The organism is Paenibacillus agaridevorans (assembly GCF_018604145.1).
GTDB lineage: Bacteria > Bacillota > Bacilli > Paenibacillales > Paenibacillaceae > Pristimantibacillus > Pristimantibacillus agaridevorans.
Genome location: NZ_CP075889.1, coordinates 2,764,191 through 2,788,363, shown reverse-complemented (window position 1 = coordinate 2,788,363; position 24,173 = coordinate 2,764,191). Strand labels below are relative to the sequence as shown.

Annotated in this window: 27 protein-coding genes and 1 riboswitch; all 27 genes read left to right on the top strand. The window is 53.1% G+C overall.

Annotated elements, in window-relative coordinates; translation table 11 throughout:
* Positions 1 to 75: 75 nt before the first annotated feature.
* The 27 genes from KJW29_RS11720 to ccsA all read left to right on the top strand — a co-directional run bounded on the left by KJW29_RS11720 (position 76) and on the right by ccsA (position 24,152).
* Entirely contained in the window at positions 76 to 903 is an 828-nt protein-coding gene (locus KJW29_RS11720) for a purine-nucleoside phosphorylase (protein ID WP_246608695.1), read from the top strand.
* 110 nt (positions 904 to 1,013) lie between these two features.
* Positions 1,014 to 1,199 carry a Spo0E family sporulation regulatory protein-aspartic acid phosphatase gene (locus tag KJW29_RS11715; RefSeq protein ID WP_087567058.1) on the top strand — a complete coding sequence of 62 codons (186 nt, stop codon included), beginning with the start codon at positions 1,014 to 1,016 and terminating at the stop codon, positions 1,197 to 1,199.
* A gap of 41 nt (positions 1,200 to 1,240) precedes the next feature.
* A complete protein-coding gene (locus KJW29_RS11710) occupies positions 1,241 to 2,581 on the top strand; it encodes a pyrimidine-nucleoside phosphorylase (protein ID WP_214629903.1) in 1,341 nt (446 codons plus the stop codon).
* Positions 2,582 to 2,770: 189 nt separating this feature from the next.
* Complete coding sequence (locus KJW29_RS11705) at positions 2,771 to 3,898, top strand: D-alanyl-D-alanine carboxypeptidase family protein (RefSeq protein WP_214631103.1); 1,128 nt, start codon at positions 2,771 to 2,773, stop codon at positions 3,896 to 3,898.
* A 164-nt stretch (positions 3,899 to 4,062) separates the two neighbouring features.
* Positions 4,063 to 4,416 carry an anti-sigma F factor antagonist gene (spoIIAA, locus tag KJW29_RS11700; protein WP_087567055.1) on the top strand — a complete coding sequence of 118 codons (354 nt, stop codon included), beginning with the start codon at positions 4,063 to 4,065 and terminating at the stop codon, positions 4,414 to 4,416.
* Entirely contained in the window at positions 4,413 to 4,859 is a 447-nt protein-coding gene (gene spoIIAB / locus KJW29_RS11695) for an anti-sigma F factor (protein ID WP_087567054.1), read from the top strand. The genes spoIIAA and spoIIAB overlap by 4 nt, the downstream gene beginning before the upstream one ends.
* Before the next feature lie 21 nt (positions 4,860 to 4,880).
* The gene (sigF, locus tag KJW29_RS11690; protein WP_087567053.1) at positions 4,881 to 5,636 is read left to right on the top strand and encodes an RNA polymerase sporulation sigma factor SigF; all 756 of its coding nucleotides are present in this window, start codon (positions 4,881 to 4,883) and stop codon (positions 5,634 to 5,636) included.
* A 140-nt stretch (positions 5,637 to 5,776) separates the two neighbouring features.
* Positions 5,777 to 6,439, top strand: a complete 663-nt coding sequence (locus KJW29_RS11685; protein ID WP_214629902.1) for a stage V sporulation protein AA — start codon at positions 5,777 to 5,779, stop codon at positions 6,437 to 6,439.
* Positions 6,432 to 6,860: a stage V sporulation protein AB gene (locus KJW29_RS11680; RefSeq protein ID WP_087567051.1), complete on the top strand. Its 429-nt coding sequence runs from the start codon at positions 6,432 to 6,434 to the stop codon at positions 6,858 to 6,860. Before KJW29_RS11685 ends, KJW29_RS11680 begins: the two co-directional genes overlap by 8 nt.
* A 46-nt stretch (positions 6,861 to 6,906) precedes the next feature.
* Positions 6,907 to 8,607, top strand: a complete 1,701-nt coding sequence (locus tag KJW29_RS11675) for a spore germination protein (protein ID WP_246608694.1) — start codon at positions 6,907 to 6,909, stop codon at positions 8,605 to 8,607.
* Between the two features lie 134 nt (positions 8,608 to 8,741).
* A complete protein-coding gene (gene lysA / locus KJW29_RS11670) occupies positions 8,742 to 10,073 on the top strand; it encodes a diaminopimelate decarboxylase (protein ID WP_214629901.1) in 1,332 nt (443 codons plus the stop codon).
* Positions 10,074 to 10,126: 53 nt separating this feature from the next.
* On the top strand, positions 10,127 to 10,558 hold the full coding sequence (locus KJW29_RS11665; protein ID WP_087567050.1) for a peptidylprolyl isomerase: 432 nt from the start codon (positions 10,127 to 10,129) through the stop codon (positions 10,556 to 10,558).
* Between the two features lie 30 nt (positions 10,559 to 10,588).
* Positions 10,589 to 10,774, top strand: a riboswitch (FMN riboswitch).
* A 247-nt stretch (positions 10,775 to 11,021) separates the two neighbouring features.
* On the top strand, positions 11,022 to 12,128 hold the full coding sequence (ribD, locus tag KJW29_RS11660; RefSeq protein WP_214629900.1) for a bifunctional diaminohydroxyphosphoribosylaminopyrimidine deaminase/5-amino-6-(5-phosphoribosylamino)uracil reductase RibD: 1,107 nt from the start codon (positions 11,022 to 11,024) through the stop codon (positions 12,126 to 12,128).
* A 17-nt stretch (positions 12,129 to 12,145) separates the two neighbouring features.
* A complete protein-coding gene (locus tag KJW29_RS11655) occupies positions 12,146 to 12,811 on the top strand; it encodes a riboflavin synthase (RefSeq protein ID WP_108996412.1) in 666 nt (221 codons plus the stop codon).
* A 37-nt stretch (positions 12,812 to 12,848) separates the two neighbouring features.
* Positions 12,849 to 14,120, top strand: a complete 1,272-nt coding sequence (locus tag KJW29_RS11650) for a bifunctional 3,4-dihydroxy-2-butanone-4-phosphate synthase/GTP cyclohydrolase II (protein WP_281426352.1) — start codon at positions 12,849 to 12,851, stop codon at positions 14,118 to 14,120.
* Between the two features lie 26 nt (positions 14,121 to 14,146).
* Positions 14,147 to 14,617, top strand: a complete 471-nt coding sequence (gene ribH / locus KJW29_RS11645; protein WP_087567046.1) for a 6,7-dimethyl-8-ribityllumazine synthase — start codon at positions 14,147 to 14,149, stop codon at positions 14,615 to 14,617.
* 35 nt (positions 14,618 to 14,652) lie between these two features.
* Complete coding sequence (locus tag KJW29_RS11640) at positions 14,653 to 15,435, top strand: segregation and condensation protein A (protein WP_087567045.1); 783 nt, start codon at positions 14,653 to 14,655, stop codon at positions 15,433 to 15,435.
* The gene (gene scpB, locus KJW29_RS11635) at positions 15,404 to 16,006 is read left to right on the top strand and encodes an SMC-Scp complex subunit ScpB (RefSeq protein ID WP_087567044.1); all 603 of its coding nucleotides are present in this window, start codon (positions 15,404 to 15,406) and stop codon (positions 16,004 to 16,006) included. The genes KJW29_RS11640 and scpB overlap by 32 nt, the downstream gene beginning before the upstream one ends.
* Positions 16,007 to 16,073: 67 nt before the next feature.
* Positions 16,074 to 16,763: a DUF2953 domain-containing protein gene (locus KJW29_RS11630; protein ID WP_214629899.1), complete on the top strand. Its 690-nt coding sequence runs from the start codon at positions 16,074 to 16,076 to the stop codon at positions 16,761 to 16,763.
* Positions 16,736 to 17,236 carry a GerW family sporulation protein gene (gene ytfJ, locus KJW29_RS11625; protein ID WP_087567042.1) on the top strand — a complete coding sequence of 167 codons (501 nt, stop codon included), beginning with the start codon at positions 16,736 to 16,738 and terminating at the stop codon, positions 17,234 to 17,236. The genes KJW29_RS11630 and ytfJ overlap by 28 nt, the downstream gene beginning before the upstream one ends.
* A gap of 147 nt (positions 17,237 to 17,383) precedes the next feature.
* The gene (locus KJW29_RS11620; protein WP_246608693.1) at positions 17,384 to 18,469 is read left to right on the top strand and encodes a D-alanyl-D-alanine carboxypeptidase family protein; all 1,086 of its coding nucleotides are present in this window, start codon (positions 17,384 to 17,386) and stop codon (positions 18,467 to 18,469) included.
* A gap of 96 nt (positions 18,470 to 18,565) precedes the next feature.
* Complete coding sequence (locus KJW29_RS11615; protein ID WP_214629898.1) at positions 18,566 to 19,240, top strand: nucleoside recognition domain-containing protein; 675 nt, start codon at positions 18,566 to 18,568, stop codon at positions 19,238 to 19,240.
* A 25-nt stretch (positions 19,241 to 19,265) separates the two neighbouring features.
* Positions 19,266 to 19,769 (top strand): spore maturation protein, encoded by a 504-nt coding sequence (locus KJW29_RS11610; RefSeq protein WP_373271262.1) that lies wholly within the window; start codon positions 19,266 to 19,268, stop codon positions 19,767 to 19,769.
* Between the two features lie 67 nt (positions 19,770 to 19,836).
* The gene (locus tag KJW29_RS11605; protein ID WP_087567039.1) at positions 19,837 to 20,580 is read left to right on the top strand and encodes a pseudouridine synthase; all 744 of its coding nucleotides are present in this window, start codon (positions 19,837 to 19,839) and stop codon (positions 20,578 to 20,580) included.
* Positions 20,581 to 20,670: 90 nt separating this feature from the next.
* The gene (locus KJW29_RS11600; protein WP_187100646.1) at positions 20,671 to 21,210 is read left to right on the top strand and encodes a redoxin domain-containing protein; all 540 of its coding nucleotides are present in this window, start codon (positions 20,671 to 20,673) and stop codon (positions 21,208 to 21,210) included.
* A gap of 12 nt (positions 21,211 to 21,222) precedes the next feature.
* Positions 21,223 to 22,896: a cytochrome c biogenesis protein ResB gene (resB, locus tag KJW29_RS11595; protein ID WP_214629896.1), complete on the top strand. Its 1,674-nt coding sequence runs from the start codon at positions 21,223 to 21,225 to the stop codon at positions 22,894 to 22,896.
* Positions 22,893 to 24,152 (top strand): cytochrome c biogenesis protein CcsA, encoded by a 1,260-nt coding sequence (ccsA, locus tag KJW29_RS11590; RefSeq protein ID WP_246608692.1) that lies wholly within the window; start codon positions 22,893 to 22,895, stop codon positions 24,150 to 24,152. Before resB ends, ccsA begins: the two co-directional genes overlap by 4 nt.
* Positions 24,153 to 24,173 lie beyond the last annotated feature (21 nt).

The window sequence follows — 24,173 nt, the reverse complement described above, 5'->3', positions numbered from 1 at the left end:
TGCTGGAAGGCGGAATGCAAACAGCCGTCCGGCTTCTTTATACGAGACAACTATGAACTGGAAGGGGAAGTAAACATGTTGAATCAACTTATGAACGCACATATTGTGGAAGCTGCAGCTTTTATCCGGGAGAAGACGGCGCTGTCGCCGGAGATCGGGCTTATTATGGGCTCCGGTCTTGGCGTGCTGGGCGACCATTTGGAGGAGCCGGTCGTCATCCCGTACCACGACATTCCCCACTTTCCGATCTCGACCGTGGAGGGACATGCCGGCGAGCTGTTGATCGGCCGCTTGTCTGGCAGAATCGTCGTATTGATGCGCGGCCGCTTTCATATGTACGAGGGTTACGGGCCGGAACTTACGGCTTTTCCGGTACGCGTAATGAAGGCGCTGGGGGTCCGCGCTTTGCTTGTAACGAATGCGGCCGGAGGCATTAATCTGGACTTCGCTTCGGGCAACCTGATGCTGATCTCCGACCATATTAACCTGACGGGTCGCAATCCGCTTATCGGACCTAATGACGATTCGCTCGGCGTGCGCTTTCCAGACATGTCGGAAGCATACAGCAAACGGCTGCGCGAGGTTGCGAAGGAGATTGCTTCCATGCAGGGCTTTGCGCTGAAAGAAGGCGTCTATGCCGGACTGCTGGGTCCATCGTACGAGACGCCGGCCGAGATCCGGATGCTTCGCACGCTTGGCGCGGATGCCGTCGGAATGTCGACGGTCGCCGAAGTGATTGCGGCTCGCCATTCGGGCATTGAAGTGGTCGGTATTTCCTGCATTACGAATATGGCGTCCGGAATTCTCGACCAGCCGCTGTCCCACGAGGAAGTGATGGAGACGGCGGAACGAGTCAAGTCCCGGTTCCTGGGACTTGTGACATCGTTGATTTCGAAAATGTAAGCGGGATTGTAACATAATTGTAATAATTCGCTCGACTCATTATGACAGTGTTTTTCGTTGCGCTCGTCGTATAATGTCCATGATTACAGAAAGATGGAGTGGACAACGTCATGGACAAGCTGTTATTGGAGCTGGAGAGACTTCGCGGAGAGATGGTGGAGACGGCGCTGATCGAACAGGACCTTCTTCATCAAGACGTGCTGGTGTTAAGCCAGACGCTTGATGAAATTATCGTCCAAGTGCAATCGGAGAGGCTGTCGCAATCCAAAAGCCGCGAATTTTCCAGATCGAGCTGACGCAAGGCAACATACGGGCACGGATACTGGAGGAGGCCGTTATGCGGGCAGTGGATTGTATACACAAAAAGAGGAATGGCGGGGAGCTGAGCTCCGCGGAGATTGCCTTCCTGATCAAAGGATATAGCAGCGGCGATATTCCCGATTATCAGATGTCTGCATGGGCTATGGCCGTATTCTATCAAGGCATGACCGAAGATGAGACCGCGGCATTGACGATGGCTATGGCTGAATCCGGCGACATGGTGAACCTGTCGCCAATTCGCGGCGTCAAGGTGGACAAACACAGCACAGGCGGCGTCGGCGATAAGACAACGCTAATTATCGGTCCCCTCGTCGCTTCCGCGGGCGTCCCCGTTGCCAAGATGTCGGGAAGAGGCCTTGGCCACACCGGCGGAACGATAGACAAGCTGGAATCCATTCCAGGCTTCCGCACGGAGCTGGATCGGGAGACGTTTATCGCTCAAGTGAACAATCTTGGGCTGGCCGTTATCGGTCAGAGCGGCGACTTGGCGCCCGCGGACAAAAAGCTGTATGCCCTTAGGGATGTAACGGCAACGGTAGAGTCGATACCGCTTATCGCAAGCTCCGTCATGAGCAAAAAAATTGCGGCTGGCGCGGATGCGATCGTGCTGGACGTAAAGACGGGCAGCGGCGCGTTTATGAAGACGCAGGCGGATGCGGAGAAGCTGGCTGCAGCAATGGTTGCGATTGGGACGCAGGTTGGACGCGATACGGCAGCCGTCATCAGCGATATGGATCAGCCGCTGGGCTTCGCGATCGGCAATGCGCTTGAGGTGGCGGAAGCGCTCGAGACGCTGCGCGGTCAGGGACCGGAGGACTTGACGGAGCTTTGTCTTGCGTTAGGCTCCCATATGGTGGTGCTTGGCGGCGCGGCTTCCTCTATCGAAGAAGGAAAGAAACTTCTTCGGGAGCGCCTTAATAACGGAGAAGCGCTGGCGAAATTCAAAGCTTTTATCGAAGCGCAAGGCGGAGACGGCTCCGTTGTCGATCATCCGGAGAGGCTGCCTGCAGCGCCTGCGCGTATCCAAGTGCTTGCGCCGATCGGCGGTTATGTGGCAGCCATCGATGCGGAGCAGCTTGGACTTGCAGCGATGATGCTTGGCGCGGGCAGGGCGACGAAAGACGCGGCCATCGATTATGCGGTGGGTCTCGTTATCGTCAAGAAGGTCGGCGATGAATTGACGGAAGGCGAGCCGATTGCTACTCTTCATATCCGTGAGGAGAATGGCGAAACGGCAAGCGTGGTAGACAGGGTGAAAGCCGCGTACAGCATCCAATCGGAGCAGCCGAGTGTAAAACCGCTCCTGTTAGCCGTCGTTACCAAGGACGGCGTTAAGCGGCTCGCGGAAGGCAACTAAATCGAGGACATGGAACCGCCGATCGGCATTTGCCGATTGGCGGTTTTTTGAATTCCGTCATCGTCCTCATATAGGAATAATTTCCTGCAAGAAGGTTAACACTGAAAAGGAAAATAGTACCGACAATCATCCAGGAGGGACCTGACGTTGAAAATTAGATTCGTCACCATTCTTGCGCTAACTGTAGCTATGGCTCTAGCGCTGCCGACCTTTGCCGCCGCGGAGGAAGGGGCTCCGCATATCGATCTGGCGCCATCCGCCCGCTCCGCGATTTTGATGGATGCCGACAGCGGCACGGTCATCTTTGAGAAAAACAGCCATGACCAGCTTCCCCCGGCCAGTATTACGAAGATCATGACGCTGCTCCTCGTTATGGAGGCGCTCGACAACGGTCAGCTTAAGCTGACCGACAAAGTAAGCACAAGCGAATACGCGGCTTCGATGGGCGGCTCGCAGATTTTCCTGGAACAAGGGGAGGAAATGTCGGCCGAAGACATGATTAAGGGAATCGCGCTTGCGTCCGGCAACGATGCGTCTGTCGCTATGGCCGAGAAGCTAGCAGGGACCGAGATGAACTTTGTGGCGATGATGAACGCGAAGGCTCAGGAGCTCGGCATGAAGGATACCCATTTCGTTAATCCGAACGGGCTGCCTGTACAGGGACATTATTCGTCCGCTCACGATATCGCCATTATGTCGCGCGAACTGCTCAAGCATCAGGAAGTGACAAAGTACACGGGTCTTTACCAGGACTACTTGAGAAAGGATTCCGAGAAGCCTTTCTGGCTCGTCAACACGAATAAGCTCGTGCGATTCTATAGCGGCGCCGACGGACTTAAGACGGGTTATACAAGCGAAGCGAAATATTGTCTTTCCGCTACCGCGAAGCGCGACGACATGCGGATTATTGCAGTCGTAATGGGCGAACCCACGACGAAGCATCGCAACGTTGAAGTTTCCCAGATGTTCGATTATTCCTTTGCGCAATATATGAACTATCCCGTCATCGAAGCGGGCGACGGCATCGGCAAACTTCGTGTAGCCAAGGGCATGCGGTCCGAGCTGCCGCTAGTGGCGGATCGGCCCTATAGCGTGTTATTGAAAAAGGGCACCCCGACGGCCAACATACGTTACGAGCTTAAGCTTAACGATGTCGTCAAGGCGCCTGTTGCGGCTGGAGATTCTGTAGGCAAGCTGGTCGTCTACGATGGAGATCAAGTGCTGAAGGAGTTTGCCATCACTTCGCCGGAGGATGTGGGCAAGGCTAATTGGTGGAAGATGCTGAAACGTTCCGCTTCCAGTCTGTTCAGCAATTAATATCTGATTGCGGAAGCTGCGCTCCGCGCTATTTGTCAGCTTGTAGCGGTAATCTTCTAGTTTTGTCGGCATGCAGGAATACGAAGCGCTGCTGTTGAATCCCTTGTTCTATCTCGGCGATTGCATCTATGCAAGATTGACTGTGAGGGAGATGAGGAGCGTACATGAGTCTGCAAATCGAGTTGGAGCATTACCGCAACGTGTTGATTGTAAGGCTATACGGCGAGCTGGACCATCATACGGCTAACGTCGTGCGGTACAAGATGGAGGAAGCTCTCCTGAAGGACCAAGTGAATCATGTCATTCTTAGCCTCAAAGAGCTGCAATTTATGGACAGCTCGGGACTCGGCGTCATCTTGGGACGCTACAAGCAAGTAAAGAGCAAGGGCGGCAAGATGGTCGTCTGCGACATCAATCCCGGCGTAAAGCGGTTGTTCGAGCTGTCCGGGTTGTTCAAAATCATATCGGTTCACGACAACGAGAGGAACGCGATATCGTCTTTGGAGGTGGTGTCATGACAGGGAGCAACCAAATGAAGCTGACGTTCAGCGCACGCTCGGAGAATGAGGCGTTCGCCCGCGTCGCAGTGTCGGCCTTCGTCTCCCAGCTGGACCCGACGCTTGAAGAGCTGAACGATCTTAAGACCGCCGTGTCCGAAGCCGTCACGAATGCGATCATTCACGGCTACGACAACGATTCGTCGCGCGAAGTCACGATTGAAGCCAGCATCGAGCGGGATACCGTCTCCATTATCGTCTCGGACGAAGGAAACGGCATTGAGGACGTAGAGCTGGCACGTCAACCATTGTACACATCGAAGCCGGAGCTCGAGCGTTCCGGAATGGGTTTTACAATCATGGAAAATTTTATGGACCACTTCGAAGTAGCGAGCCGAGTCGACGGGGGAACCCGGGTGGCGATGGTCAAGCGGATCGAATCAAAAAAAGCGCTCTATAACTAGCGCATAGGGAGGCCCAGCCTCATGAAAGCAGATATGAAGCAATCAGCCCAGCCCTATCTTGACGATGCCGAAGTCAAACGACTGATCGCGCTTAGCCAATCCGGCGACTCCGTCGCCCGCGACACGTTGGTAAACTGCAATATACGCCTCGTGTGGTCCGTCGTGCAACGTTTCATGAACCGCGGCTACGAGCCGGAGGATCTGTTCCAGATCGGTTGCATCGGACTTCTGAAGTCGGTGGACAAGTTCGATCTGTCGTACGACGTCAAGTTCTCCACCTATGCGGTGCCGATGATTATCGGCGAGATCCAGCGATTCCTGCGGGACGATGGAACGCTGAAGGTAAGCCGCTCGCTCAAGGAGACGGCCAACAAGGTCCGCAAGATGAAGGATGAGCTGTCGAAGACGATGGGCAGGCTTCCGACGATCGGCGAAGTGGCGGAAGCGCTCGGCATTACGCCGGAGGATGTCGTGTTCGCGCAGGAGGCGAACAAACCTCCGACCTCTATTCACGAGACGGTGTTCGAAAACGACGGCGATCCCATCACGCTGATGGATCAAATCGCCGACGACTCGCAAGAGCGCTGGTTCGATAAGCTTGCCCTCGAGGAAGCGATCGAAGGACTTAGCGAACGCGAACGGCTAATCGTGTTCCTCCGGTATTATAGGGACAAGACGCAATCCGAGGTCGCAAGCAGGCTCGGCATCTCGCAAGTGCAAGTATCGCGGCTGGAGAAAAAAATATTGCAGTCCATCAGGGACCAAATCGCTCAATAGCGGTTTGGTTCCTTTTTGATTTGAAGGCGCATGCTGCAATATTGTTTGAAATTGGTTGAGTATCCTAATCCTTCGCGTCCCATACTAACGTTGAAAACAGCATAACAAGATTTTGCTTATGCAGAAGGGATGATCCAGAGATGGGCGAGAAGGTCCAATCCGTTATCTATCTGCGATTGAAAAAAAGAATATACATCAAGCCGCATCATATGGTCACGCTGGGGCAGGTTGCCCGGCTTCTCACGGACGAAGATGAGCTGGCGCAAAGGCTGGCCGCGCTCCCGCTCTACGATCATCGCAAAAGCGACGGGAACCGGGTTGTCATCGATCTCCTGCAGATCGTCAAAAAAATACGCGGCGAGATAGAGAACGTCACGGTGGAGGCCTACGGAGACCCGCAGGTGCTGATCATGGTGGCGGACAAACCGGTCAAGCCGAGATATCTCATGCTGGTGCTGTCCTGGCTGCTGCTTTTTTTTGGCGCCGGTCTTGCGATCATGAACTTTCACACGGATGTCAGCATGAGGGAGGTACATATCCGGATCGTCGAGCTTATTACGGGCGAACGGGTGGAGCACCCGCTATGGTTCCAAATCCCGTATTCGCTAGGCATTGGTCTCGGGATGGTGCTGTTTTTCAACCACATTTTCCGCAAGAGGTTCAATGAGGAACCAAACCCGCTGGAAGTAGAGCTGTACATGTATCAGGAGAATATGAATGCTTATGTCATTGCAGACGAGATCCGCAAGCAGGCCGATTATGACCAGATGCGCAAAGGCGGAGGCGGTGTTCGCAATGATTAGGGCAGTGGAAAATCTATTTATCGCCGTCCTGGGGGTCGCGGGAGGGCTTGCGGTAGGGAGCGGGCTAGTGGCTCTGCTTATCGTGTTCGATCTTGTGCCCCGGCTTGCGCAGCTGTCCCGCGCGTTCCGGTTGTCGATCTGGTTCGAGACGGCGATCGTGTGCGGCTCGCTGTATTGGACGTTCGCCGACTTTATGGATTGGAAGTTGCGTCTGCCGTCCGCATTCGCTCTGGCGGGATCCGGACTCCTTGACGGAATGTTTGTAGGGATGCTTGCCGCCGCGCTGACGGAGGTCATAAATGTACTGCCTATTCTGGCTAAACGGCTTGGTTTATCCGCCTACATGTTCGGCCTTGTGATGGCCATGGTGCTCGGCAAAACCGTTGGCTCGTTGTTCGACTGGCTGGTGTTCCAATGGTAATTCGAGAGCAGCTGAAGCGGTAATATTTCAGAGGGATAAGGACGAGGTGAGAAAAGTGGCGAATATGGACAATGAAAAGTTCGACGGTCAAGATAAAGGCTCTGAAGAAGTCATGGCGTTTTTGTCGGATGACAAAGGAGAAGCTGCGGCAGGTCATTCGCGACAGCAGGAGGAGGGGGAAGAGGATCGGCAGGCGGGCGGAGGCCCGGAGAGCCATGATGAAATCTCCGACAATGGCGAAGTGACCAGCGCGGGCGGTCGCAAGTGGAATGAGCAGGAAACGTCAAACCAGCCCATCCCCGAACATCTGGACGATGTGCTGGAGAAGCTTAAAACGGATGTCGGCTACGGCACAAGCTTTGATATCGTCGTAAGGGAAATGACCTTCGGGGAGAGACGGACGGCATTATTTTGCCTAAATGGATTGTCCAAGGATGATCTGCTGACAGAAGTGCTCAAGCGGCTCACTTACCTGCATCCCGACGATCTAAGCAGCGATGCGGTGCATGCCTTCGTGGATCTCTATGTTCCTGCCGCACAAGTAGACAGGGAAGAGGATTGGGACAAGCTGGTCAACAGCGTTCTTGCCGGGGGCTCCGCTTTGTTTATCGACGGCGAGACTACAGCGCTTAAGATCGATGCGAAGAATCTTCCCGCGCGCGGTCCGGAGGAGCCTTCGCTGGAGAAGGTCGTAAGGGGCAGCCGCGACGGCTTTATCGAGACGTTGATGGTCAACATCTCGCTTGTCCGGCGGAGGCTTCGCGATCCCAAGCTTCGTTACGAGCTGATCCAAATCGGCGAGCGAACGAAAACGGATGTCTGCATTGCCTATATCGATGACATCGTGGACAATCAGTTGCTGGAGTCGATCAAGGATAAGATTTCCAAGGTCAAGGTTGACGGATTGCCGCTGGCGGACAAGCAGTTGGAGGAGGCGACCATCAAGCGGGGCTGGAGCCCTTTCCCGCTGGTTCGTTACTCGGAACGGCCGGACACCGTCGCCGCGCATCTTCTCGAGGGAGCCGTAGCCGTATTCGTCGACACGTCGCCATCCGTCATGACACTTCCCACGACGTATACGGATCTGATGCAGCATGCCGAAGAAAATCGCCAGACGCCGTTTATAGGTACTTACCTTCGCTGGGTGAGGTTCGCTGGCGTTTTCGCGTCGCTGTTTATGCTGCCGTTATGGTTGCTGTTCGTCATGCATCCCGAATACAAGCCTGCCATGCTGGAGTTTCTAGGTCCGAGCGAGATGGGCAAAATACCGCTGTTCGTCCAGTTCTTGTTAGCCGAAATCGGTATTGATCTCATGCGGATGGCATCCGTCCACACCCCTTCTTCCCTGGCGACCGCGATGTCGCTAGTAGCGGCCATCCTGATCGGGGACATCGCGGTGCAGACAGGCGTATTCGTGAACGAGGTCATTCTATATATGGCGATCGCGGCAATAGGCATGTTCGCCACGCCGAGCTATGAGCTGGGACTTGCTAACCGGATCGTGCGGCTAGTGCTGCTGGCGGCCGTGGCCGCTTTCAGCGTGCCTGGGCTTGTCGTCAGCACGACAGTCATTTTGATTTTTCTGACGGTAGAGCGGTCCATGAACCGTCCGTACATGTGGCCGATCATTCCCTTTGACGCAAAGGCGATGCTCAGCATTATTTTCCGTCAGCCGCTGCTCTATAACCGCAAACGTCCCAATATTTTGAGGCCAAAGCAGATCAATAAAATGCCCAGAACGGAATAGAAGCCCAAAAAATACAAATGAAATGCGTATTTATCCATTTCGGACAACAACGATTTGCGTTATACTGATGCCATAAGATGCAAATCATATCCGCTGGCAAGCAAGGCGGCGGAGAAAGACGAGGGGAAAACAATATGTATCTGCATGGTACCAGCACAATCAACGCAAATGGCCATCTTGAAATCGGAGGGCGTGACGTTGCCGATCTGGCAAAGGAATTCGGCACCCCGTTATATATCGTTGACGAGACGCTTGTACGTCAGCGCGCAAGAGAATACGTAGAAGCCTTTAAAGCATCGGGACTGAAATTCCAGGTCGCTTACGCCAGCAAGGCGTTTAGCGTCATGGCCATGTGCTCCATCGCCGAGCAGGAAGGCTTGTCGCTGGACGTCGTGTCCGACGGCGAGCTGTATACGGCGCTGCAAGCCGGCTTCCCGGCTCATCGCATTCACTTCCATGGCAACAACAAGACGCCGGACGAGATCGAGATGGCTCTCGACGCCGAGATCGGCTGCTTCGTCGTGGACAACTTCCACGAGCTTGCTCTGCTTAACGCCATAGCAGGCGAGAAGGGCAAAAAGGTTAATATTCTGCTTCGCATTACGCCGGGCGTAGAAGCGCATACGCATGATTATATTTCGACGGGACAACAGGATTCCAAGTTCGGCTTCGATCTTGGCAACGGAGCGGCGAAGAAAGCCATCGAGCAAGCGAGCGCCCTTCCTAACCTGGAAGTGCTCGGCGTACATTCCCATATCGGTTCCCAAATTTTCGAGGTGGAAGGTTTCCGCATGGCAGTGGACAAGGTTGCCGGGTTCGCGGTATCCATTCGCTCCGAGCTGGGGCTGACGTTCAAAGTGATTAACCTGGGCGGAGGTTTCGGCATCCGTTACGTCGAAGGCGACACGCCTCTGCCGATTAGCGAATACGTCGAAGCCATTACCGGTGCGATCAAATCCAATTTCTCCGCAGCCGACTTCCCGCTGCCGGAAATTTGGGTAGAGCCTGGCCGCAGCATGGTTGGCGATGCAGGCACGACGCTGTACACGATTGGGACAAGCAAAAACATTCCGGGCGTGCGCAAATACATTGCCGTTGACGGCGGCATGACGGACAACCCGCGTCCCGCGCTGTACCAATCCCGTTACGAGGCGATTCTTGCAAACCGTGCCAACGAAGCGGCAGAGGAGACCGTATCCATCGCGGGCAAGTGCTGCGAGAGCGGCGATATGCTGATCTGGGATCTGGAGCTTCCGAAGGCGGAAAGCGGCGATTTGCTCGCGGTATTCTGCACGGGCGCCTACAATTACGCCATGGCAAGCAACTACAATCGAATTCGTCGTCCCGCCGTTGTCTTCGTAAAAGACGGCGAAGCGGATCTCGTCGTAAAGCGCGAATCGCTTGATAATATCGTATGCAACGACGTTATTCCGGCAAGACTGCAGAAATCCCCCCTTGCGAAATAAGGACGGAATTGGTAACGTAGTCATATCCGGAATAAGAAAGGTAGATGACAATCATGGCAAAACAAGCAAAAATCAAATTGGCAAGCGGCGGAGAGGTCCAATTGGAGCTGTTCGACCAGGATGCACCCAATACGGTAGCCAACTTCGAGAAATTGGCAAACGAAGGTTTCTATAACGGTCTTTCGTTCCATCGCGTCATTCCCGGTTTCGTCGCGCAAGGCGGTTGCCCGACTGGCAACGGCACAGGCGGCCCTGGCTATCAAATCAACTGCGAGATCAACCCGAACAAACACGAGCGCGGCACGCTTGCCATGGCCCATGCAGGCCGTAACACGGGCGGAAGCCAATTCTATATTTGCTACCAGCCGCAGCCGCATCTGGACGGCGGCCATACGGTTTTCGGCAAAGTAACCAAAGGCATGGAACATGTGGACGCCCTTAAAGGCGGAGACAAAATGGAAAAGGTTGAAGTTTTAAACGATTAGTGTTAATATGTCACTAACTTAATGTAATCAGCTTTCCTTCGGGGCAGGGTGAAATTCCCAACCGGCGGTGATCGGGAGAAGGGAACAAGTCGTTATGCGGCTTCGTTTCCCGCCTCCGTCAGTCCGTGACCCGGGCCGAATCTCGCAAGAGAACGGAACGGTGGACCTGGTGCAAATCCGGGACCGACAGTATAGTCTGGATGGGAGAAGGAGAAGCTTCGGCATTTGTTGTCTGTTTAAATGCTCACCTTTGTGCATCATTTCACAAAGGTGTCTATTAGGCAGATAAACATTAAGGGTACGGGTGTATTCGTATTGGCTTATTTGTACATGTCCGCTTGCGCTCATGTACGAAATTGGCTTCAAATGCGATAGTCCGTGGCCTTATTTCGTCGTAGTTTTTCTGTCTATTCTCACATCCTCCTGTCGGCAAGCGATGCCGGAAGGGGGATTTTTTGCATACATGCTGGATGTTCTGAACGATGAATATTATATGCGACTTGCTCTTGACCTTGCCGCCAAGGCGGCGGGACAAACCGAAATTAATCCCGTAGTCGGATGCGTCGTTGCAAAAGGCGGCCGCATTGTCGGACTTGGCGCCCATCTTCGCCGCGGAGAGGGCCATGCGGAGGTACATGCGCTAGCGATGGCAGGCGGCGAGGCGGAGGGGGCGACCGTCTATGTCACGCTGGAGCCATGCAGCCATCATGGCAAAACGCCGCCGTGCTGCGACCGCATTATCGCGGCCAAGGCGGCAAGAGTCGTCGTGGCGGCAACTGATCCTAATCCCAAGGTTGCAGGGAGAGGCATAACGAGACTTCGCGAACACGGCATTGAGGTGGATGTCGGACTTCTGGAAGCGGAGTCGACGTTAATGAACGAGAAGTTCAATGCCTTTATTACAACAGGCATGCCGTTTGTGACGCTAAAGACCGCCAGTACCTTGGACGGACGCGTAGCGAGCCGTACGGGACACAGTCAATGGGTGACGGGCCCCGTCGCCAGAGAACAGGTACACTTGCTGCGGCATCAGCATCAAGGCATTATGGTCGGCATCGGCACGGTTGTTGCGGATGATCCGCTATTGACTACCCGAACGGCTGTGACGGGTCTGCATCCCGCCCGCATCATCGTCGATTCCAGATTGACGTTGCCGCTGGACGCCCGCGTCGTTGCCGACAAAACGGCAAGGACGATCGTGCTCGCTGCGGAAGGCTGCGACGAGGAGAAGAGGCGTCTTCTGGAGGCGGAAGGCGTAGAGGTTATTCCTTGCGGCACAGGCCCTCTCGTGGATCTGCGTATCGGCATGCGCAAGCTGGCGGAGAGGGATATCGGCTCGATTTTGCTGGAAGGCGGAGGCAAGCTTAACGGCGCCATGTTGGAAGCGGAGCTGATACACAAAATTATTTTATATATGGCTCCGAAACTGATCGGCGGCGATGAAGCGCCGCAAAGCTTCCGTTTCCAGGGCCGAGAACTTATGAGCGATGCCATCGAGCTGGAACGAATGTCGGTTGAGATGGCGGGCAGCGATATTGTGATTAAGGGTTATCCCGTGTACAAACGGTAGGAGAGGAGATGCGGCTTATGTTTACCGGATTGGTTGAAGAAGTGGGACGAATGAAAAACGTCTACCGTCAGGGCGAAGCCATGATGCTGACGATCGGCGCCTCGATCGTGACGCAGGGGGCTGCTCTGGGCGACAGCATCTCGGTTAACGGCGTATGTTTAACCGTTACGTCGTACGACAGGGCTTCGTTTACGGCGGATGTGATGCCGGAGACGTACAGAAAGTCGACCTTGCACTTGTTGAAGCCCGGAGATCCCATCAATCTGGAGCGGGCCATGGCCGTCGGCTCAAGATTCGGTGGACACATTGTTCAGGGACATATCGATGGAACGGGCAAGGTAACCTCCAGAACAGTCGATGCCAATGCCGTCGTGTTCCGCATTGAAGCGAAATCGGGCGATTTGATGAGATACATTATTCCTAAAGGCTCCATTACGATTGACGGCATCAGCTTGACGGTTGTAGAAGCGGACGGCGACGGATTCTCCGTCTCGATTATTCCCCACACGTTGGCCGAGACGGCGCTCGCGCATCGGCAACCTGGTGACAACGTCAATCTCGAGACTGACATTATCGGCAAGTATGTGGATCATTTGCTTCATTATCGCAACGCCGAGAAGTCTGCAGCGGCTCCGTCATCCCGTATTTCCACTGAATACTTAAGCCGCCATGGATTTATATAAATGAGAGTTCAGCTTCATCCCAGAAGGAGTGAAACCGATGAATAAAGAGAACAGCATATTCAATACCATTGAAGAAGCGGTAGCCGATTTGATGCAGGGACGTCCCGTCATCGTGGTCGATGACGAAGACAGGGAAAATGAAGGCGACTTGATCGCGCTTGCCGACAAGGCGACACCCGAAGTTATCAACTTTATGATTAGCGAAGCGCGCGGTCTCGTCTGCGTGCCAATTACGGCGGAAAGAGCGGAAGAGCTTGATCTCCCGCCAATGGTCACGCATAATACAGATTATCACGGTACGGCTTTTACCGTATCGGTCGATTATAACTCGACGACGACGGGCATATCGGCTTATGAACGCTCGTTGACCGTCAAGGCGCTGATTGACCCTTCGGTGCGCGCTTCGGACTTCCGCAGGCCGGGACATATTTTCCCGCTTATTGCGAAGGCTGGTGGCGTGCTTCGCCGCGCTGGCCATACCGAAGCGGCGATCGATCTGGCAACGCTCAGCGGTTCAAGCCCGGCAGCCGTTATTTGCGAAATTATTAAGGAAGACGGAACAATGGCCAGACTGCCGGATCTGGAGGAATTCAAGAACAAACATGGACTTAAGCTTGTCACGATCCAGGAGCTGATCCGTTACCGCAATGAGAAAGAGAAGCTGGTAGACCGGGTTGTGGATGTTCGGATGCCAACCGACTTCGGCGAATTCCGGGCTATTGCTTATACGAATCAACTGGATGACAAAGAACATGTCGCGCTTGTAAAAGGCGAGATCGAGCCTGGCGAACCTTTGCTTGTACGCGTGCATTCGGAATGTTTGACGGGCGATGTCTTCCATTCGCATCGCTGCGACTGCGGACCTCAGCTGGAGGCGGCGCTGAAGCAGATCGATGCTGCCGGCAGCGGCGTGCTTCTGTACATGCGCCAGGAAGGCAGGGGCATTGGTCTCATTAACAAACTTAAAGCTTATGCGTTGCAGGAGCAGGGGTTCGATACCGTGGAGGCGAATATTAAGCTGGGATTTGCTCCGGATTTGCGGGAATATGGCATTGGCGCTCAGATTTTAAGAGATCTCGGCATTACGAAGATGCGGCTCCTTACAAACAATCCACGCAAGATTACCGGCTTGGAGGGCTATGGCATCGAAGTCGTGGAGCGAGTGCCGATCCAGATGGAAGCGAGCGCGGACAATCTTGATTATTTGCGGACGAAAAAGGCGAAGCTTGGACATCTGCTGCGCCCAGAAGGACTGGAACAGCACGCGGTTCGGACTCAAGGCGTTGATTCGTCCGGAAACATCTCATAATCGAAAACGAGAGGAAGCGAAAAACAATGGCGAAAATTTATGAAGGACATTTAGTATCGCAAGGGTTAAAATATGGAGTAGTCGTAGGCAGATTTAATGAATTCATCAGCGGCAAGCTGCTAAGCGGAGCGCTCGATGGATTCAAACGCCACGGCGCAGGCGAAGACGATGTTGAAGTGGCTTGGGTGCCGGGAGCTTTCGAGATCCCGCTTATCGCTCAAAAGATGGCCGAAAGCGGCAAATACGACGCCGTCATTACACTTGGCGCGGTTATCCGCGGGTCCACTCCGCACTTCGACTATGTGTGCAATGAGGCAGCCAAAGGCGTAGCTTCCATTGCGCTTAAGACCGGCGTACCGACGATCTTCGGCGTTCTGACGGTGGATTCCATCGAACAGGCGATCGAGCGTGCGGGCACGAAGGCCGGCAACAAAGGCTACGAAGCGGCAGTATCGGCCGTGGAGATGGCGAATTTGACTAAACAGCTGCAAGGTTAACTGAAGCAGCTGCAATTGTTGGGGAGGTCACGCAAGTGTCCGTGCTTTACAAGCTTGAATCGTTTGAGGGACCGCTTGATTTGCTCCTCCATCTCATCGACAAGTCGGAAATCGATATCCACGAAATTTCCATCAGCGAGATTACCGAGCAATATATGGAATATCTTCACGCCTTGAAGGAGCTGGAGCTGGAGGTGACCAGCGAATTTCTGGTCATGGCCGCAACATTGCTGGCCATCAAAAGCAAGCAGCTCCTGCCGAAACCTCCCGTTTTCGAAGAGGATTATGGCGACTGGTATGAGGACGACGGCATCGATTCCAGGGATGATCTTATTCAAAAGCTGATCGAATACAAGAAGTTCAAGCAGATCGCGGAGCAGCTGCGCGAGAAGGAATTCGAGCGCAGTCTTGTTTTCTCCCGGGAGCCCGAGGATATGACGCCGTTCTTGACCGAGGTCAAGGTGAACCCGCTGGAAGGCCTTCATGTATCCGATCTCGTCGCAGCGTTCCAGAGAGCGCTGCGCAAGGCTGCAAGGCGCAATGTCATTGCGACTGTTCAACGGGACGAGATATCCGTCAAGGATCGTATTCGTGATATCGTCGAAGTGCTTAGGCAATTCGAAACGGTAAGATTCTCCAAGCTGATCAGGGAGAATATGGACAAACACGAGATCGTCGTCACTTTCCTGGCGATATTGGAGCTCATGAAGATGAAGCATATTCGCTGCTTCCAGCATGGACTCTTCGACGATATTGTTATTCATTGGAGAGGGGAAGCAGAGAACGATGGATTTTCAGAAATTGAAGTCGATTATTGAAGGATTGCTGTTTATGGCAGGGGACGAGGGACTTACGAAGCGCCAATTGTCCGATATTATGGAGCTGGATGCGGAATTTTCCGCAGATCTTGTCTACGATCTGCAGCGTGACCTGGAGAGAGAAGAGCGGGGCATCCAAATAACGGAGGTTGCCGGCGCCTTTCGCATGACGACGAACTCCGAGCATACGCCATATTTCGAACGTATGGCATATACGCCAACCCGCTCGCAGCTGTCGCAAGCAGCTTTGGAGACGTTGTCGATCGTCGCTTACCGCCAGCCGATTACTCGGATCGATATTGAAGAAATCCGGGGCGTTAAGACGGATCGAGCCATTCAATCGCTTGTCTCGAAGGATCTTATCGAGGAGGTCGGAAGAGCGGAAGCAATCGGCAGGCCGATCCTGTACGGCACAACGAAGTCATTTCTTGATTATTTCGGATTGCCTTCCATCAAAGAGCTTCCAGAGCCGAAGCATGTCGATATCGACGATGCGCTGGACGAGCAGACACAAATGTTGTTCGAACGTCTGGACGGACGACAGATGACGATAGAGGAATTAAAAGATTAAAGTATGAATACCAGCCGCTATGGCCAATACTATTTTAAGCCTGTATATGGGAACGGAGGAAGGCGTCATGTTTTCTCACCCTTATGGCTGGATAGCGGCCGGCGGCTTTTTGATTTCTTTGCTGACGATAACGGTGTGCGCTTCCCGGGTTATTATCATAGCGCATGCGAAACGAATTGGAAGCAATGACGATGCGGAAGTGCGAATCCGAGCGTTATTCGGCCTGATCAAATTCAAATATCAAATTCCCGCAGCGAAGCTGGAAGGATTGGCCATCAAGGTTCAGGAGGAAATCAGCGCTCAGCATGCTGGACGCGGCACTTGGAAGGAATATAACGACGAAATAAACCCGGAGAAGGTCGTTAGCTCCATCGAGAAGATGAAGCAGGTCCTTCAATTAACGAGAGATTTGACAGGCTGGCTCAGAAAGACGATGACGAAGGTCGAACTGACCAAATGGAATTGGTCGACGTCAATCGGGACAGGCGACGCGATGTGGACGGCGATGGCTACCGGCGTCGTCTGGTCTGTGCAGTCTTCGGTGCTTGGCGTCTTGTCGCAATTCCTTCAATTGAAGGCGGAGCCGGTCATGACGGTCAATCCGCTTTTCAATCGTTCCGCATTCGCTACCGAATGGTCGTGCATAGCCCAAATCCGGTTCGGTTATGCTATCCTTGCCGGACTGCAACTGCTGCATCGCATGAAGAAATCGAAAGGAGGCGTCAAAGCATGGCAGAACATCCTATCCAAGGCCTAATGCAAACCGCTATGGAAAATATCAAGGAAATGGTTGACGTCAATACAATTGTGGGGGATCCGGTTCAGACGCCGGACGGCAGCATTATTATGCCGATCAGCAAAGTAGGCTTCGGCTTCGTTGCCGGCGGCAGCGATATTCGCTTGGATTCGAACGAGCACAACAACAGCAATGCCGGCAAGGATGCGCACAATGCGCAAGTCGCGATGCCGTTTGGCGGCGGGAGCGGCGGAGGCGTATCGATTACGCCGATCGCATTTCTCGTAGTCGGTACGCACGGGGTCAAAATCGTGCCTCTCGACAACCAAACCCATCTCATGGAACGTATTATCGATTCGGCGCCGGGCGTTTTTGACAAAATCCAGACGATGGTCAAGCGTAACAACCATCAGACGCACGCGAGCGTGGATTTTGGGGATACCGCCGCGGCTATCCTCGATGATGTAAAAGATACGACGACCTATAACGGTTAATCGGAGAACTGCCCGAAAGGGCAGTTTTTCTATTTTTGACGTCATATGGCCCGTCTACCCATGAGGGTACAAGCATATACTATGCCGAGGAAGGAATTCGTCCATTCCGGCATCTTAGCGTTCGCAACGGGAGGAGTCCATACAACAATGATTGGAAGTATACGAAGTTACATGCGGTATACCGTCGTACTGTTAGTCTGTACTCTGCTTGCTGCCATGGTCATCATGCCCGCAAATCAAGCAATGGCTGTGCCGTCCATCGAAACGAATGCAAAAGCATCCGCCTTGATCGACGTCGCATCGGGGCGGATTCTGTACAGCAGCAATGGCGATACGCCTATGCGAATTGCAAGCTTGACGAAAATTATGACGGCTATCGTCGCAATCGAGCACGGCAATTTGGATGATATGGTGAAGACGCCCAAACGTGCAGTGGGCAAGGAAGGCTCGTCGATTTATCTGCAGCTTGGAGAAGAGATGACCTTGCACAACATGCTGTACGGACTCATGCTTCGATCGGGAAATGACGCCGCTACGGCGATTGCCGAGCATGTCGGCGGCTCGGAAGAAGGATTCGTGCATTTGATGAACGAGAAAGCGGAAATGCTGGGTCTGGCTAACAGCTCGTACAAAAATCCGCATGGATTGGACGAAGAAGGCCATTATTCCTCGGCCAATGATCTTGCCAAGCTGACGGCCTACGCGATTAAAAACGAATATTTCGCTGAGATCGTCCGGACGAAGGTCAAGCAGGTGCCGAACCCTCACGACAGCTGGAATTATGCCTGGAAAAACAAAAACAAAATGCTCACTTTGTATGAAGGGGCGGACGGTGTGAAAACAGGGTATACCAAAAAATCGTTCCGATGCCTTGTCAGCTCCGCCACACGCGCCGGGCAGCAGCTCGCCGCTGTGACAATTAATGACGGAGATGACTGGAACGATCACAGCCATATGCTGGACTGGGGATTTCAATATTACCCACTACAGACAATCGCAAGCCAAGGTGAAGCCGTTGCCGGATATCCTTATGTGCTTGGGGGGACGTTCCGCTATCCGCTTGAAGAGAACGAACGGGATTCCATTCATACAAAACTTACGTTGGCAGATCCGACAAGCATGGATTATGCGCTCGGAGAAAGAGGGCTTCTCGAATTTCAGATGGGAGGACATACGATCGGTTCCGTACCGGTATATGAACCTGGAGACATCCGATTGAGTTCAAAAAAATAGATGCAGAAAAGTTATGTCGCTGCCTGTCGGGCTGGAGGGAGAACGGCTTGACGGGCAGACATGGCGGAAGCAGGAAGCATGGGGAGGTTTTGCGCTTTGGTGAATTGGATCTGGTTGTTCTTTATCGTGGCTAGCGTTGCGGTTGCTGCGGTTAACGGACGAATGGACGAAGTGACGGCGGCAGCTTTCGACGGAGCTAAGTCCGGCGTGACAGTCAGCTTTGGCCTTATAAGCATTATGGTGTTCTGGATGGGGATGATGCGCATTGCCGAAGATGCCGGACTGCTGCAAAAGCTGGCGCGATTGCTGGGACCAATCGTGCGCTGGTTATTCCCTGATGTTCCAAAGGATCATCCGGCAATCGGGTATATTATGAGCAATCTGAGCGCTAATATTTTCGGCCTCGGCAATGCGGCTACACCGATGGGGATCAAGGCAATGCAGGAGCTGCAGAAGCTAAATCCCGACAAGGATACGGCGACGCCGGCCATGTGTACGTTGCTTGCGCTTAATACATCCAGTATTACGCTTGTTCCTACGACGATCATTGCCATTCGAATGAATTACGATTCCGCTAATCCCGCGGAAATCATAGGTACAACGCTCGTGGCAACCGCAATTGCGACGGGAGCGGCTATCCTGGCCGATCGTTGGTACAGAAGCCGATCTTCATCGCCGCCCGCTAATCCTGCCATACATAACAAGAAACAAACAAATGCAGCAAAACCAGCCTCCGTATCTGACGGTATCGGGGGTGGAGGAATTGTATGACGTATTTTCCAAGCTGTCTATATGGATGATTCCCGCCATTATCGTATTTATTCCGCTATATGCGGCGCTTCGCAAACGTATCCCCGTCTATGAGACATTTGTCGATGGGGCCAAGGACGGCTTCGGAACGGCGATAGCCATCATTCCTCATCTTGTAGGCATGATGGTCGCGATCAGTATGTTTCGGGCTTCAGGCGCGATGGAGCTTATGCTTTCTGCCGTTCGTCCATTATTCGATATGGCTGGCGTACCGAGCGAGGTATTGCCTTTGGGTTTGCTCCGCCCGCTTACGGGAGCGGGTTCGCTCGCGTTTACGGCAGATCTCATTGCTACACATGGTCCGGACTCCATGATCGGCAGAATAGCGTCTACGATTCAAGGCAGCACGGATACGACTCTGTATGTCCTGACGGTTTATTTCGGAGCCGTTGCGGTTCGCCGCACGAAATATGCGCTTAAGGTGGGATTGTTTTCAGATGCGGTCGGTTTTTTTGCGGCCATTCTAATCTGCCTGTATCTGTTCGGCTAAATGTAATTAGGTACGAAGCTTGTACTTTGCTCCCGTAATCGTTATGATGGGGAGTGAGGTGAAAGCATTGGAACGTTTACAAAAAATATTGGCCCAAGCAGGCATTGCTTCGCGGAGAAAGTGCGAGGAGCTCATATTATCCGGCGCGGTTGAGGTTAACGGCGAAAAAGTGACGACATTAGGCGTCAAGGCCGATCCAGCCGTTGATAGCATCGTCGTAAACGGCAAGCCGATCAAAGGCGAAAAGAAGATTTATTTGATGATGAACAAAATGAAAGGCGTCATAACAAGCGCCAAGGATCCTCAAGGCCGCAAGACGGTGACCGATTTCCTGCCCGGCATCAAGGAACGAGTCTATCCTGTCGGCCGGCTGGATTACGATACGGAAGGTTTGCTGCTGCTTACGAACGACGGCGAGTTCGCGAATTTGCTGACCCACCCCAAGCATCATGTGCCTAAGACGTATCATGCCACAGTTAAGGGCGTGCCGCACGGTACCGCATTGGAGCAGCTTCAGAAGGGAATTAAGCTGGAGGACGGCATGACGGCGCCGGCGGAAGTCGAATACCACGATGTCGACACGGAGAAGAACGAAGCGACGATCACCATTACGATCTATGAGGGACGCAATCGTCAGGTTCGCAGAATGTTCGAAGCTATCAATCATAAAGTCATTCGGCTCAGACGCGTCCGTTTCGGCGAGTTGACGCTCCAAACGCTTGGTCGAGGCAAGTATCGGCACTTAACGCCGAAAGAGATCGAAGAACTTAAAACAGCGGCGATGAAGACACATAAAGTTCATAAAAAGTAAACGACGGCGGCAGTAATTGCCGTCGACTTTTCGTTATAATGAAATGTAGTCCTGGACTCAAGAACTCGCAATTGGTGGTGATTATACATAATGGCACAGACAAAAAAATCGCGGAAATTGATGCAAGTCGTTATACTCGCCGCTGTTCTGATCGTCGGAGGATACGCAATCGGCACGACGTTGTTTGCGGAGCGGGGAAGCGGGTTCCTGAAACCGGGAGAACGGCCTCCCGAATTCTCGCTTGCCAATATGGAAGGCGGTGTAACCTCTCTGTCGGATTATGCCGGCAAACCCGTCGTCATCAACTTCTGGGGTACCTTTTGCGAGCCCTGCGTAAAGGAGATGCCGGAGTTCGAGCGTCAATACAAGAAGTGGCAGGATAAGGATTTGACGATTCTCGCCATCAATCTTAGCGAAGATACGCTTACGGTCAAAAACTTCCTGAACCGCTTCAATCTATCCTATCCCATCTTGAGGGACGAAGCCCGGAAGACGGAACGGAACTTTGCCCTGCGGCAATATCCGACGACGTTCTTTGTAAAGGCGGACGGCACATTGATGGAAGCAGTGGTCGGCGGCATGACCGAAGAAGATATCGACAAGCGCATCGTGCGTTTGCTGCAATTGTAGGAGGTCACCTTAGTGTTAGTACCCGAAAATACCAAATGCGAATGCGGACACCATAATTCTGTCGGAACCGTATTGTGCGAATACTGCGGCAAGCCATTGCATCAGGATCTCCAGAAATCCGATGAACCTCTCGAGATGCGCTACGACGGTGTGGCGAGACGGTCGCAGAAGAGCAATCCTTCTTACATCGACAGAGTCTGGAACTTCTTCTCGTCAGTCAAAATCGCGATCTATTTGATCGTCATCACATTTCTGACTGCCATGCTGGGGACGATCTATCCGCAGGAAAGCTCGTTTATCAACAACTTCGACCCATCTACCTACTATCGAGAAACGTATGGAACGATGGGTCATCTTTATTATGTGCTGGGCTTGTCCCATACGTACGAGAGCTGGTGGTTCATCGGTCTGCTCGTAATGATCGGGACATCGCTGGTCATCTGCAGCCTGGATCGTGTATTGCCCCTGTATCGTGCGCTTAATAAGCAGCAGATCCGCAAACATCATCAATTCCTGCTTCGGCAAAAGGCCGTCTACAAGGGCACTTTGAACCAGGACGCGGCAGAGTGGGTATCGCAATACGGCGATGCGCTTAAGAAAAAGGGTTACCGGATTCACCGCGAGGAATCCGGCACCGCGCTGCTTGCGGAAAAGAACCGTTTTAGCCGCTGGGGACCGTACATCAACCATATCGGACTCATTCTCTTTCTGCTGGCTATCGTTGCCAGAGCCATTCCAGGCTGGCAGATGGACGCCTATGTTACGATTCCGGATGGCGATACGGTTCAGATCAAGGATACGAACTATTACGTCAAAAACGAGAAGTTCAACGTAGAGTTCTATGCGGACGACGAGCTTCCCGAGCAGTTGCAAGGCAAAGCGCGCGCCAAGAAGTATCTGACTGAGGCGGTTATGTACAAATGCGTAAGCGATTGCGGAGATCCGCTCAAAGAACCCGTGCTGGAGGAAGTAAAGCGGCATGATATCATCGTCAACAGTCCGCTCTCGTACGACGGCATCAAGCTGTTCCAATTCGACTTCAATCTTAATCCGCGGCTTAACGCGGTAAATCCCGTTCTGGAGGACAAGACGACCGGAGAGATTTATGGACCGTTCTATCTTCCTATGAAGGATGCAGAGCTTCATCACGAGCTTGGTCCGTTTACGCTGGATCTTTATGCGAATTACATGGAGTTTGCGCTGGGGAGCGATGGCAAACCAACGACTTTATCGAGGGACCCCAACGCTCCCGCGTTTGTCTTTACAGTTAAAGGTCCCGGGCTCCATCCGGACGGCGAGCCTTACATCTATTTCCCGATGCAGAAGGACAAGGTGCGCTTCGCCCAGGATACCATCAACCGGGACTTGGCGGAGCGGATCGAGATTCGGGTGGACGGCATGGAAAACGTTGACTTCTCCGAAGCAACAACGGTTCTCAATGTACGGGTAGACCGCGCGGTTCCTTATTTGTGGGTCGGAGCGGTATTCTCCATGCTGGGTCTCATTATGGGCTCTTACTGGCAGCATCGCAGAATCTGGCTGCGAGTGGACGGCTCGGAGGTTGTGCTTGGCGCCCACACGAATAAGAACTGGTTCGGCATGCGTTCGGATGTAGCTTTTGGTTTGAAGAAAACGGGAATCGAAGTCGATCCCAAGTCGTTAGATAACGGGGGGAAAAACGCGTGAGTTACGTGGAGTTTAGCAGTGACGCCTTTTTGGCTGCCTTTTTCTTGTATTGCTTTGCGTTTATGTTCTATGTCATCGCGTTTGCGGGCAAGAAGTGGAGCAATCGCGATCCGATCGCGCATCAAAAGCGCTGGGGCCGTATCGCTTTTATTGTATCCAGCGCGGGATTGGCCTCGCATCTCGCCTTCTTCTTTACAAGATGGATCGGAAGCGGTCAGATTCCGACCAGCAACATGTACGAGTTCATGACATTCCTTGCAATGTCCATCATGATCGCCTATACCATTGTATACGCGATCTACCGCAAGCCGCTTCTGGGCGTATTCGCCCTTCCGCTAACGATAATCATCGTTGCTTACGCGGCGGTGTTTCCGCAGGAAGTGCAGCCGCTCATTCCGGCGCTTGACTCCATCTGGCTAAAGGTGCACGTCACGACAGCCGCGCTTGGAGAAGCCTTTTTCGCAGTAGGCTTTGCGGCGGGTCTTATGTACCTGCTGCGCGTTATGGATTATAATGACAAGACGAAAAACGGCCGCAGAGCTCAGTTCTGGCTGGAATTCACGTTGTATTCCATCATCGTGATCGTCGGCTTTATAATAGCGGTATTCGCGTTCCGCGGCGCAGGTTACGAAGCCGAATTCACACAGGAGAAAGTCATTATTGACAGCAGAGGCGTGCAGACGGAAACGACGTCGAACGTACATTATACGCTTCCGCCTATCTTTAAGCCGTATAACAGCGAAATTGTATCCGTGCAGCCGTTCCTTGGCGTAGATAAGCCGTTGTTTGAAGCTCCGTCCTGGATGAACGGCATTAATGCAGGCCGCAAGCTTAACACGGTCGTATGGTCAATCATCGCGGGTACTCTGATTTATGGATTGCTGAGACTGGCTTTCCGCAAACCGCTCGGTGCCGTCATTCACCCGATGATGGACGGAATCGATCCGGAGGATCTTGACGAGATCAGCTATCGCGCGATTGCTATCGGTTTCCCTGTATTCACCCTTGGCGCGCTCATCTTTGCGATGATATGGGCGGAGATAGCCTGGGGCCGATTCTGGGGCTGGGATCCCAAAGAAGTATGGGCGCTTATTACTTGGTTGTTCTACAGCGCTTATCTCCACTTCCGGTTATCGAGAGGCTGGCAAGGCCTGCGTTCCTCGTGGCTGGCGGTTATCGGCTTCGTCATTGTATTATTTACGCTCATCGGCGTTAACTTAATCATCGCGGGATTGCATTCGTATTCTGGCGTATAGACGCCTTAAGATAAGGAGCTG